The sequence below is a fragment of the Aureimonas endophytica genome (genome assembly GCF_014642635.1).
In the GTDB taxonomy this organism is placed as follows: Bacteria; Pseudomonadota; Alphaproteobacteria; order Rhizobiales; family Rhizobiaceae; genus Plantimonas; species Plantimonas endophytica.
This window is the reverse complement of sequence record NZ_BMIQ01000002.1, coordinates 38,804-50,926: the sequence shown is the minus strand read 5'-3', so window position 1 is coordinate 50,926 and position 12,123 is coordinate 38,804. Positions and strand designations below refer to the sequence as shown.

The following is a 12,123-nucleotide window of genomic DNA, read 5'->3' as shown; positions in this document are numbered from 1 at the left end:
CGGCATGGCGGGGGCATCGCCGGCCGCCGTCCTTCTCTGCCCAAGGGGATCGTCCCATGTCGAACCGAACCGCCCTCGCCGCCCTGTCGGCGCTCGCGCTCCTCGCCGGCATTCCGGCCGCCGGCGCCGAGACGCTGCGCCTCCTGACCTGGAGCGGCTACGCGCCGGACGCGATCGTGAAGAAGTTCGAGGCGGAGAATCCGGGCATCACCGTCGAGGTGACGCTGTCGAACAACGAGGAGATGATTGCCAAGCTGCGCGCCACGGGCGGCGCCGGCTTCGATCTCGCCCAGCCGAGCCATGACCGCATCTTCGCCGTCGAGAGCGAATACGGCGTCTACAAGCCGATGGACTGGTCGAAGATCGACCAGAGCCATATCGCGCCGAAACTGATCGAGGCGGTGAAGGCCAACGACACGGTGGAGGGCAAGGTCTATGCCTTCCCGCATCAATGGGGCACGTCGGGCCTGATGGCCGACATGACCAAGGCGCCGGGGGCCCGGAGCTGGTCCGATCTCTGCGATGCGAAATATGCCGGCCGCACCTCCATGCGCCTGCGCCGCACGATCCTTCTCGGCACCGCCTTCGGCATGGGCAAGGACCCCTTCGCCGCCTATGCCGATCTCGCCGGCTACAAGGCGCTGATGAACGAGGTCGCCGACAGGCTCATCGCCTGCAAGAAGAATGTGAAGACCTACTGGACCGGCGGCGACGATCTGGCCGCCCTGATGCTGTCCGGCGAGGTCGTCCTGTCGGAGGCTTGGGATTCCACCGCCTTCAAGCTCTACGGCCAGAACCGCGACATCCGCTACGTGCCGCCGAAGACCGGCGCGCTGACCTGGGTCGACACCTTCGCCATTCCCGCCAAGGGCCAGGCGGACGAGGCGGCCTACAAGTGGATCAACTTCGTGCTGCGCGCCGACAACGTGCCGGCGATGTCGGCGAGCACCGGCGCCATCGCCGCCGTGAAGAACGGCATCGATCTCCTGCCGGCCGACAAGCGCGACGCGGTGCAGGCCGCCTTCACCGAGGAGGATCTCGGCAACATGAAGTTCTTCGCCAATATCCCGCCCGGCATCGAGGAGATCGAGGGCGAGGTGCTGGACCGCATCCAAGCCGCGAACTGACAGCCGCCCTTCCGGCCCTCCCCGCCGAAGCCCTTCGGCGGCGGGGGCCTCGCCGTCACCGTCGCGGCCCCCGACCCTTGAGACCCCAAAGCCCGTGCACGACCTCGAATGCCGGAACCTGACCAAGCGCTTCGACGGCTTCACCGCCGTCCGCGACGTCTCGTTCACCGTCCCCGCCGGCTCCTTCTTCTCGATCCTCGGCCCGTCCGGCTGCGGCAAGACCACCTTGATGCGGATGATCGCCGGCTTCGAGGCCCCGAGCGCCGGCGACATCCGGCTGAAGGGAGCCTCCGTCCTCGCGCTGCCGCCGAACCGGCGCAACGTGAAGATGGTGTTCCAGCATCTGGCGCTGTTTCCGATGATGAATGTCGGCGAGAACGTCGCCTATGGCCTGCGCTGCCGGAAGCTGCCGAAGGCGGAGATCGCCCGACGCGTCGCCGCCATCCTGGAGCGCGTCGGCCTGCCGGACTTCGCCGGACGCTCCGTCGCCCAGCTTTCCGGCGGCCAGAAGCAGCGCGTCGCCATCGCCCGCTGCATGGTGCTCGAACCCGACGTGCTCCTGCTCGACGAGCCGCTCGGCGCCCTCGACCTCAAGCTGCGCGAGCGGATGAAGGTCGAGCTGAAGCTGCTCCAGCACCAGTTCCGGACGACCTTCGTCTATATCACGCACGACCAGTCCGAGGCGCTGACCATGTCGGACCAGGTGGCGGTAATGAACGAGGGCCGCTTCGAGCAGGTCGGCAGCCCGCGCGAGCTCTATCACGCGCCGGCCAGCGCCTTCGTCGCCGGCTTCGTCGGCGAGTCGAACCGCTGGTCGGGCCGCGTCGTCGCGGCGGGGGCGGACGGGCTGGAGGTCGAGACCTCGGCCGGCGTCGTCCTGCGCGGCCTGCCCGCCGGCGGCGGCCGGATGCCGGCGCCGGGCGCGCCCGTCGCGGTCTTCGTGCGGCCGGCCGCGATCGCCCTCGCCCGCCCGTCGGCCGAGGCGCTGGCGCCGCTGCCGAACCGCCTCGCCGGCACGGTGGAAAGCGTGCTCTTCGACGGCGCGGCGAGCCGCGTCCTCGTGCGCGTCGCCAATGGCGCCCTGGTCGAGAGTGCCCTGCCCGCCACCGGGCCGGCGGCGGAGATCGGCATCGGCGAGCCGATCGAGCTCGGCTGGCCGAGCGCCGAGACGCGCTGCTTCGCCGAGGCGGCATGACGGGCGCCGCGCCGCGCGACGCGCGCCGCCTGACGCTGATCCTCCTCTTCATGCCCTTCGCGCTCTGGATGCTCCTGCTCATCCTGCTGCCGCATCTCGGCGTCGCCTTCCTCTCCCTCCGCGAGAAGACGGGGCCGCGCCAATACGGCTTCGGCTTCGGCAATTACTGGAAGTTCTTTTCCGAGCCGATCTACTGGACGCTGCTGCTGCGCACCGCCGCCACCTCGCTCCTCGTCACGGCGCTGACGCTCGTCGCCGCCTTTCCCGTCGCCTGGTACATCGCCAAGATCGCCGCCGGCCGCTCCAAGGCGGCACTATTCCTGCTCTGCCTCCTGCCGCTCTGGGTCAGCGATCTGGTGCGCGCCTTCGGCTGGGTCGTGCTGCTGCGCGAGACCGGCCTTCTGTCCCGGGCGCTGCAAGGGCTCGGCCTCGTCTCCGGGCCGGTGGAATTCCTCTACAACGACGCCGCCGTCGTCCTCGGCCTCGTCTATACGGTGATCCTGTTCATGGTCGTGCCGCTCGTCTCGACCCTGGACGGCATGGACGACAGCCTGATCGAGGCGGCCCGCAATCTCGGCGGCACGCGCCTCACCGTCTTCCGCCGCGTCGTCCTGCCCTATGCGATGCCCGGCGTCGTCTCGGGCTCGATCCTCGTCTTCATGCTGACGGCCGGCAGCTATCTCACGCCGGCCCTTCTCGGCGGCAAGAACGCCATGTGGTTCACCGAGGCGATCTACCAGCAGTTCGTCACCCGCTACAATTGGGAGATGGGATCGACCTTCGGCATCCTGCTTCTCGCCTTCACCTCCGGCATCGTCTGGCTGGCCCTGCGCCTCACCGGCCAGACGCTGGCCGGCACGATGGGGCGCGCCTGAGATGCGGCGCGCGCCCTGGCCGATCCTCGCGTTCCGGCTCTATCTCGGCCTCTTCGCCCTGTTCCTCGCCGCGCCGCTCGTCGCCGCCTGTCTCTTCGCCTTCAACGATTCGCTGTTTCCCGCGCTGCCCTGGCGGGGCTTCACGCTCGACTGGTTCTTCGGCACGGCCGAGCCGAAGCTCGGCCTCTTCCACGACCGGCGGCTGATGGCGAGCTTCGCCACCTCGGGCGCGATCGGTGTCGCGGTGGCGCTCCTGTCCACCGCCACCGGCCTTTGCACCGCCTTTCTCTTCGAGCGCTTCGCCTTTCCGCTGAAGCGCCTCCTCTACGTCCTGATGATCGTGCCGCTGGTGGTTCCCGGCATCATTCTCGGCCTGTCGATCCTGGTGCTCGCCAGCGGCACGGCGAGCGCCATCGAGGCGCTGACCGGCGGAGAGGTCTCGGCGCTGCGCCCGGGCTCGACCCTCGTCGTCCTCGGCCAGGTCTCGTTCCTGGCGACGGTTTCGACGCTGATCCTCGGCGCGCGGCTGAAGAAGTTCGATCCAGCCCTCGAGGAGGCCGCGCTCGATCTCGGCGCCGGACGCGGCCGGGTGCTCCGCACCGTCACCCTGCCCTTCCTGCGGCCGGCGATCCTCGCCTCGCTGATCACCTGCTTTCTCGTCTCCTTCGAGAACTTCACGACGACGCTGATGCTCGTCGGCGCCGATCCGCCGCTGCCGATCGCCATGTACGACCGCATGGCGAAGGCCGGCTCGACGCCGGTGCTGAACGCCGTGTCGCTGGTGCTCGTCGCTGGCTGCGGGCTGCTGGCGCTCGTCAGCATCCTCGTCCAGCGCGAGCCGGGCGCGGCGCGCGCCCTCCGGCCGAACCGTCATCGAACCGTCGGATCCCCGTCGTAAAAGCGGCGGACCCGTTGGACCCCCGGCCTTTCGATCGATGCTGTTTCCCGAACTCAGCTACGCCCGCCCGAACGACCGGCTCGTGCGGCGCGTGGTCATCCGCTCGATGGAACATGCGGCGGGCCGCACCAGGCTCGCCCGCCTTTATCGCTTCTGGCGCGAGGACGCGGCGCGAAACGCCGGCGCGCGCTTCCAGTCGATGCTGGATCTCATGCGCATCCGCCTCGACATTTCCGGCGCTTGGCCGCCGGCGATCGACAGGGCGGAGCCGCTGATCCTCGTCGCCAACCATCCGTTCGGCATCGGCGACGGCGCCGCCCTCCTGGCGCTGGCCGAGCGGCTCGGCCGCCCCTTCCGCATCCTCATTAGCAACGACCTGATGAAGATCGAGGAAATGGCCGAGTTCGGCCTGCCGATCTCCTTCGAGGAGACGAAGGCGGCGCAGGCGCTAAATCTCCGGACACGCAAGGAGACGATGCGCCTCCTGGCGGAGGGCGTCACGATCATCGTCTTCCCAGCCGGCGGCGTCGCGACGGCGGCGAAGGTGTTCGGCCGGGCGGACGACCTGCCCTGGAAGCAATTCACCGCCCGGCTGGTGCGCATGGCACGGGCGACGGTGCTGCCGGTCCATGTCCACGGGCAGAACGGGCCGCTCTTCCATCTCGTCAGCAAGTGGTCGCAGACGCTGCGCTACGGCCTCCTGATCGGCGCCTTCCGCCGGCTCTACGGCCGGCCGATCCATCTGACGGTCGGCGCGCCGATCCGGGCGGGCGACGGGCCGGCGGCGCTCGACGGCCCCGACCTGACCAAGGCGCTGCGCGAGGCGGTGTTCGGCCTCGCCGCATCCAGCCGGCCGGCGCGGCGCGGGCGCTTCAAGGCGGCGCTGACGGAGCGCATCGCCCGCCGCCGCGCCGCCCGCGAGCGGCCGCGCGAGGACGCTTCGTCCGCGCATGGAGACCGTGCCGACCGTCTGGCATGATCTCGCCTCGTGGGCGCCCGGAGCCGCCCGGAAAGGACCGGACAATGGATCGGACGCTGGCCTGGACCGTCGAGGAAGTCGCCCGCAACAGCCGCCCCTCTCCCATCCAGGTGCAGTTCGGCGGCTGGCTGATCAACGCTTCGGGCGGCCCGGTGCGGCGCATCAACGCCACGACGCCGACCGAACACAGATCCGTCGCACCCGACATCCTGATCGGTGCGGCCGAAACCATCTACGACGCGCTCGGCCGCGCGGCCATCTTCAAGGTGCTCTCGGTCGCCGACGAGATCGACGCTGCGCTGGCGGCCCGGAACTATCGGATCGAGGCGGAAAGCCTCGTCCTGTTCGCGCCGGCTCTGCCGCCGTCTTGACCGGCGACCGGGATCGAGATCACGCCCGGGCAGCCCTCCGAGGAATGGCTGGCCGCCTGGGCGACCATGGACGGCGGCGCCTCCGAGGCGGCGCGCGAGGCCTTCCGGCGCTCTCTCGCCGGCATCGTCCTACCAAAGGCCTTCGCGGCGCGCCGGGTCGAGGGCCGGCTCGCCTCGATCGCCTATGGCGTTCTGCATCGCGGCTTTCTCGGTCTGGAAGCGGTCGGCACCGAGCCGCAGGCACAGCGGCAGGGACATGCCCGGCACGTCCTTGCGGGCCTGATGGACTGGGCGGGCGGACAGGGTGGTGAAAGGGCCTGCCTCTCGGTTCTCGCCGAAAACGCGCCGGCCCTCGCGCTCTACCGAAGCCTCGGCTTCACGCGCGATGTCTATCGCTACCATTACCGACGCAACGACTGAGCCTCGGCCGGAGGTTTGGCCCTTTCAGCGCGGAAAGTCGTAGCGCTGGACGATGTCCCAGATGGCGGCGTTGACGCCTTTGATCTCGGCGACCGCCGTCATGATCGCCTGCATCTCGTCCGGTCCGAGATCCTCGGTCTTGCCGTAGCGGATCTCCGTCTCGCTGTCGAAGATGCGCATCAGCTGCGTCGAGGCGTGCGAGCCGGTCTCGTCGAAGGCGTAGATGCAATGGCTGTACTTGTTGCGCAGCTTGGCCTGGCGCGTCATCTGCCGCATGGCGCCGAGCACCTCGCGGCGCAGCGCCGGATCGACGCGACGCGTCTTGGCGAGACGCTCCACCAGTTCGATCCGCGCCTTGCCGGTGTTCAGCGTGAGGAAGATGACGATCGCCACCTCCTTCTCGACTCTAGCTAAGCCGGCGATGAGATGGATGAGGAGGCTTTCGGTATTGGTCCAGCTGTAGTTGAGCTGGCCGACGAGCAGCAGCACTTCCTGAAAGCGCGACAGGCGCTGGGGGACGGGCGCGTTCACGGCATCAGCGGCGGTTCGGGCCGCGCCCCCTCGCCGCCGCGCGCGGCCGGCCGGGCGGCCAGACCGTCGAGATAGAGCCGCGCCGCCTCCGTGCGGTTGTGGACGCCGAGCTTGCGGATGATGTTGTGGAGATGGATCTTCACCGTGTGCTCGGACAGATCGAGCGCCGCCGCGATCAGCTTGTTCTGCCGGCCGCGCGCCACGAGTTCGAGGATCTGCTGCTCGCGCAGCGTCAGGTCGCGGAAGCCGGGACGCGGGCCGAGCATCGGCGCGGGCGGCGGCGCGCTTCGCTCGAGGACCGCGCCGCCCGCCGCGCGGGAGGCGAAGGCGCCGAGCAGCGCGAAGGGCAGATAGTCGCCGCCGATCAGGATCAGCCGCATCGCCGCCAGCCAGACATCGAGACGCAGATTCATCGGCAGGACGCTGCGCACGAAGGGCGTGCCGAGCACGTCCGGCCAGTCCACCACCGCGCGCTCGTCCGAGAAGAACAGGGCGAGCGAGGCGCCGGGCTGGGAGCGCAGGATGGCGGGGGCGTGCTCGCGCAGGTCCTCCCGCAGCGCGACATCGACGAGAATGAGGGCAAGCTGCGGATCGAAGCGCTGATAGGCCGCCTCCAGCTCGGAGGAGATGCTGACGCGCAGGCCCGGAAATTCGAGCGCCATGGCATGGAGCAGGTTGCGGGACACGCAGTCCTCGTCGTCGCCGATGATCAGCAGGGTCCGCCGCCGCATGGGAACAGTGCCCAGCACGGCGCTCGCCGCCACGTCCGAAGTATCGATCATGCTTGCCATGGTGGAACGCCGTAAACAAAACGATTAAAACCTATGCACTGCGACTGATCGTTTATTGCACCGCACATTACGTTCGATCTACATAACCCTATCGTGGGTTTCGCCTTTCCGATATAGATCGGTCGATTTATACGATCTAAAAATACGCTTCCCGGCTGATAATTCCGCTAGGGAAGCATGAAAAGCTTGCCGATTCCTTACGCTCATTTGATAGCCAGTCGCGCTATCGAACTGCCTCAAACCCGTGCACGGCTGGTGTTTCGAGCCGTGACAGCACCGGATTTTCCGCAACTTTGGCGAGGGTCTAGATCGAAATGGCGGCTGACATGCGCCTGTGGTCCTCGTAAGAATTCATCCGTTGCCACATCGGAGGATAGGGCAACAAGAGACCAACTCATACCGAAGTCGATGCTTGCCGACGGGCTTGTCGAAGCTTGGCGTTGTTTGCGTTCGCGCCAGGCAGGGAGAAGTCGTGTCGTCAGGTCCGGTCGCGGGCCCAAGGCCGTTCGTTCCGTTTCACCGGCCGCCGATCCGCCTCCGTCCGAAGTCCGCAAGTGCAGTCATGTCGAAACCATCGCGATCGCCATAACCGCGTTAGAGATGAAGGCGGTTCCCCGGTCGCGGTATCCAAAGGGAGGATACGGCAATGTCGAACACGAGGAACAACAACTACAATTCCACCGGCGGTATGCCGCATGACAGCGATCCCAGCCAGAATCAGGATCAGGGCCAGGGTCAGCTCCAGGCCGAACTCCAGGGCCAGGGCCAGCTTCAGGGCCAGGGCGAACTCCAGGGTCAGGGCCAAGGCCAGGATCAGAGCCAGTCCAACGAGAATTCCAACACCAACAGTTCGACCTCGGACACCGGCAGCATGTCCGGCTCCGGCGCGGGCGCCGGCGCCCTCAGCGGCGCGGGATCGCTGGCGGGGTCCGGTGCCCTCAGCGGCGCGGGCTCGGGCAGCAATTCCAATTCCGGCAGCGGCAGCAATGCCGGCGCCAGCGGCAGCGCCAATGCCGGCAGCTCCAGCGTCGGCCAGAACCTCAACGCCAACGGCAATCTCAACGGTTCGGCCAATCTCAACGGCAACCTGAACGGCAACCACAGCAGCAACAGCAACGACAATACCAGCCATACCGACGTCACCAGCACGACGACCGTGGCGGTGGATGTCGGGCTGAACATGGACGCCTATCAGACGCCGCATATCGACGGCGTCTCGGTCAACGATTCGACGATCGACGGCCTGTTCAGCGTCGACTTCAAGGACATCCTGAACAACTCGCTGAACGGCGACGGCAGCAACAGCGCCGCCGTGATCAGCCAGAACGCGCATATGTCGGACAACGACACCGCATCCAACATCTCCAACAGCGGCACGCTCAGCCAGAACGGCAACGCGACCGGCGGCACCTCCAGCGCGGCCGACGGCATCAGCGCCGGCGGCTCGGGCGGTGAAGGCGGCGGCGCCTTCGCGATCGGCGGCTATGCCGGCGGCGGCCAGGGCGGCACGGGCGGCGCGGCCAATGGCGGCATCGGCCTCGGCGGCCTGGCGGTGGCGGGTCCGGCCCTCGGCCTCGGCCTCGGCGGCCATGCGAGCTCCGGCCTGGTGGCGGGCGGCGGCGCGAGCAGCGGCGGCGCGACGGGCGGCGGCGCGACGGGCGGCACCGGCGGGACCGGCGGCGCGGCGGGCTCGCTCGGCCTCGGCCTCGGCGCGGGCATCGGCCTCGGCGGCGGGCTCGGCGGCGACGGCGGCGCGGCCGGCACTTCGGGTGACGGCGGCAGCGCCAGCAACACGGGCTCGGCCGGCAGCGGCGGCACGGGCGGCACCGGCGGAACGGGCGGCACCGGCGGCTCGGGCGGCGAAGGCGGCTCGGCCGGTTCGGGCGGCGAAGGCGGCATCGCCGGCGCACTGGCCGGCGTCGACGCTTCCTCCGCCAGCCATGGCGGCAGCATCAGCGACGGCGGGCCGTCCCTGTCGAGCATCACCGACGGCAACTATCCGTTCGGCAGCGACCTGTCGAACACCAACAACAATGCCGGCGCCGGCAATTCCGGTGACGCGGGCGGCGGCGGCGCCGGTGGGGCCGGTGGCGCGGGCGGCTTCGGCGGCGCCGGCGGCACGGGCGGTCTCGGCGGGGCGGGCGGCCTCGGCGGCGCCTCCGATTCCTCCGGCAATGGCGGCAATAGCGGCTCGGTCGGCGCCGCGGGCGCCGGCGGCTCGGGCTCCGGCACGGGCTCCGGCTCGGGCTCGGGCACCGGCAGCTCGACGGCGACCGCCGGCGATGCCGGCGCGGGCGGCCTCGCCACGGCCGGTCACGGCATCAGCGGCGCGGCCACCGGCGGCGACGCGATGAGCGGCGCGGCGACGGCCGGCGCGGCGACGGCCTCGGCGCTCAGCGGCGCCTGGGCGGAAGGCGGCACGGGCGGCGCGGCGACCGGCGGCGCCGGCTTCGGCGGCCTCGGCGGCACGATCGGCGACTCGATGGCCAATGCCGGCTTCGGCGGCGCGGGCGGCGACGGCGGCGTCTGGGGTTCGAACAACGGCCATGACGGCTATGTGCAGGGCTACAGCCATGCCTCGGCCGACGCGGTGATCGACACCAGCGCCTTCAACCAGTCCTTCGTCATGGGCGCCAACCTCCAGGGCAATACGGTGGACATGACGGTGGTCGGCGGCGATCACTACTCGACGATCTCCGGCGACGACGCCGGCGCGCACCACTCGTCGAGCTGAGGCCCGTCCCTTCCGCGAAAACCGGGCCGCGCGCGCCAAGCGCGCGGCCCATCCGTCGCCTCCGCCGATGCCGCCGGAGACGCCGCGCCTCGGGGGAACCGGCCATGGACAAGATCACCGAAGAGATCGCGCATTTCGTCGGCTCCTGGCATCTCGCCACCGAGGAGGCCCGCGCACGCCACGACTACTACAAGTTCTACGCCGCGACGCATCAGACCGCCGACCGCCCGCTCCACGCGGAAACGCAGGTCACCATCCGCGCCCCCTTCGATCTCGACGACTTCGCCCCCTCCCTCTCCTACGCCGCACCCGGCCCGGCGCAATATTGGGCCTTTTCCGAGCGGGTGCCGGAACCGGCGCTGTTCCACGAATTCACGCCCTGGCCCTCCTTCTTCCAGCTGCGGACGAGCGAGTTGCAGCTGCACACCTCCGGCATGATGTGGCGCCAGACCGGCACCCTGCCCGAGCCGCATGTCACGCCGCCCGGCTCCGTCGCCGTCGTCGTCGCGCAGGCCGCGATCCTGTCCGACGACGACCGCCTCGACCTCGGCGGCCACGGTCTCGTCTTCCGCCCGACGGAACAGGCGGGCGAATCCCTGGCGCAGCTCATCGGCAAGACGCTGGCGCTTTCGCCGCTCGCCCATGTCGCGCCGCCCGGCTCGGACGCGGCGATCAAGAGCTTCATCGACGACACGGCCGCGACGCTGCGCGCCTACGAGGCGCCGACGCCGCCGACGAACGGCGACGAGCTGACGGTCTTCGTCGCCAAGGCGGCGGTTCTCGACGGCGATTTCGTCAACGGCACCGCCGACGCGGCCGTGCCCGACTATGCCGCCTATCGGCCGGCCGTCGCGGCGCCGGCGGCGGACGATCCCTTCGCCGGCTTCACGCCCTCCTTCCGCAACGGCGGCAATGCCGGCGGCACGCCCGGCCCCGACACGCCCGCCGTCGTCAAGGGCACGACCACCGCCGGCGAAGGGCTCGTCGCCCCGCATTCCTCGATCGACATCCAGGCGGGCGGCAACACGCTCGTCAACGCCGTGGCGCTGACCAACGACTGGCTCGCGGCGAAGGTGACGGCCGTGATCGGCAACCATGTCGAGCTGAACGCGATCGTCCAGATCAACGCCTATGCCGACGACGACACGCTGACCGCCACGCTCGGCCATGCCGGCGACGACGCGGCGACCGCCGCCTTCAACATCGCGAGCTTCCGGCGGATCGATCCGGCCGCCGACCATGCCGCGTCGGCCGGGAGCAGCGGCGGCACGCACGACTTCCCGAACTACTGGGCCGTGACCAAGGTCACCGGCGATCTCATGATCCTCAACTGGATCGAGCAGATCAACTTCATGTCGGACCGCGACACCGCGATCATGTCGGCCTCGGGCAACAAGGTCCAGGTCGTCGCCGGCGACAACCACGCGACGAACTATACCTCGCTCGCCGAGCTCGGCCATTATTACGACCTCATCATCGTCGGCGGCAGCGTCTACGACGCCAATGTCATCACGCAGACGAATATCCTGCTCGACAACGACACGGTCGGCGCGGTCAGCGGCTTCGCCGCCGGTTCGGGCAGCGTGTCGAGCCATGGCAACCTCCTCTGGAACGAGGCGAGGATCACCAATGTCGGCGCGGCCGACCGCTTCGACGCGTTGCCGGCCGCCTATCGCGAGGCGGCGGACCATCTCGCCAAGGGCAGCACGGGCGCCCCGGCCGACGTCCTGAAGGACGAAGCCTTCGCCGGCTCCGGCGTGGTCCGGGCGCTCTACATCACCGGCGACGTCATCGACCTGCAATTCGTCAAGCAGACCAACGTCCTCGGCGATGCGGACAAGGTCGCCCTCGCCATGGATAAGGTGAAGGGCGACGCGAGCGCCGACTGGACCGTCTCCACCGGCCACAACACGCTCGTCAACAGCGCCTCGATCCTCGATGTCGACGGCTTCGGCCCGACCCATGTCGGCGGCCAGGCCTATTCCGACGAGATCCTGATCCAGGCGAACCTGATCTCCCACACGCCGCAGCTCGCGCCGCTCGGCGGCGACGCGCTGGTCAACGAGGCCGTCGCCTTTCTCGGCGACGACATGCTGAAACCGGACATGGGCTCGCATGGCGGGACGGATCTCGCCCATCACGGCGCGCTGCCGCTCGGCACGGTGCAGGCCGACCCGATGCATGTCCTGGCCGCGTAAGAGT

At 69.4% G+C, this 12,123-nt stretch carries 11 protein-coding genes; 9 read left to right on the top strand and 2 right to left on the bottom strand.

Annotation, left to right across the window (positions count from 1 at the left end):
• The first annotated feature begins 56 nt into the window (after positions 1-56).
• The 7 genes from IEY14_RS06575 to IEY14_RS06545 all read left to right on the top strand — a co-directional run bounded on the left by IEY14_RS06575 (position 57) and on the right by IEY14_RS06545 (position 5,865).
• A complete protein-coding gene (locus IEY14_RS06575) occupies positions 57-1,127 on the top strand; it encodes an extracellular solute-binding protein (protein WP_188907449.1) in 1,071 nt (356 codons plus the stop codon).
• Between the two features lie 94 nt (positions 1,128-1,221).
• Positions 1,222-2,322 (top strand): ABC transporter ATP-binding protein, encoded by a 1,101-nt coding sequence (locus IEY14_RS06570; RefSeq protein ID WP_188907448.1) that lies wholly within the window; start codon positions 1,222-1,224, stop codon positions 2,320-2,322.
• Positions 2,319-3,197 carry an ABC transporter permease gene (locus IEY14_RS06565; protein ID WP_188907447.1) on the top strand — a complete coding sequence of 293 codons (879 nt, stop codon included), beginning with the start codon at positions 2,319-2,321 and terminating at the stop codon, positions 3,195-3,197. Before IEY14_RS06570 ends, IEY14_RS06565 begins: the two co-directional genes overlap by 4 nt.
• Before the next feature lies 1 nt (position 3,198).
• On the top strand, positions 3,199-4,095 hold the full coding sequence (locus IEY14_RS06560) for an ABC transporter permease (RefSeq protein WP_188907446.1): 897 nt from the start codon (positions 3,199-3,201) through the stop codon (positions 4,093-4,095).
• A gap of 37 nt (positions 4,096-4,132) precedes the next feature.
• Positions 4,133-5,074 carry a 1-acyl-sn-glycerol-3-phosphate acyltransferase gene (locus tag IEY14_RS06555; RefSeq protein WP_188907445.1) on the top strand — a complete coding sequence of 314 codons (942 nt, stop codon included), beginning with the start codon at positions 4,133-4,135 and terminating at the stop codon, positions 5,072-5,074.
• A gap of 44 nt (positions 5,075-5,118) precedes the next feature.
• Complete coding sequence (locus IEY14_RS06550) at positions 5,119-5,445, top strand: hypothetical protein (protein ID WP_188907444.1); 327 nt, start codon at positions 5,119-5,121, stop codon at positions 5,443-5,445.
• A gap of 12 nt (positions 5,446-5,457) precedes the next feature.
• A complete protein-coding gene (locus IEY14_RS06545; RefSeq protein ID WP_505625264.1) occupies positions 5,458-5,865 on the top strand; it encodes a GNAT family N-acetyltransferase in 408 nt (135 codons plus the stop codon).
• Positions 5,866-5,889: 24 nt separating this feature from the next.
• On the opposite strand, the gene IEY14_RS06540 is transcribed toward IEY14_RS06545, so the two are convergent.
• Together IEY14_RS06540 and IEY14_RS06535 are read right to left on the bottom strand one after the other, a co-directional pair.
• A complete protein-coding gene (locus IEY14_RS06540; protein WP_244639352.1) occupies positions 5,890-6,396 on the bottom strand; it encodes a hypothetical protein in 507 nt (168 codons plus the stop codon).
• The gene (locus IEY14_RS06535; protein WP_188907442.1) at positions 6,393-7,187 is read right to left on the bottom strand and encodes a helix-turn-helix transcriptional regulator; all 795 of its coding nucleotides are present in this window, start codon (positions 7,185-7,187) and stop codon (positions 6,393-6,395) included. The genes IEY14_RS06540 and IEY14_RS06535 overlap by 4 nt, the downstream gene beginning before the upstream one ends.
• Before the next feature lie 646 nt (positions 7,188-7,833).
• Here IEY14_RS06535 and IEY14_RS06530 point away from each other — a divergent pair.
• Entirely contained in the window at positions 7,834-9,921 is a 2,088-nt protein-coding gene (locus IEY14_RS06530) for a hypothetical protein (RefSeq protein WP_188907441.1), read from the top strand.
• Between the two features lie 104 nt (positions 9,922-10,025).
• Positions 10,026-12,119, top strand: coding sequence for a type I secretion protein (locus tag IEY14_RS06525; protein WP_188907440.1), 2,094 nt, complete (start codon positions 10,026-10,028; stop codon positions 12,117-12,119).
• Positions 12,120-12,123: the final 4 nt, after the last annotated feature.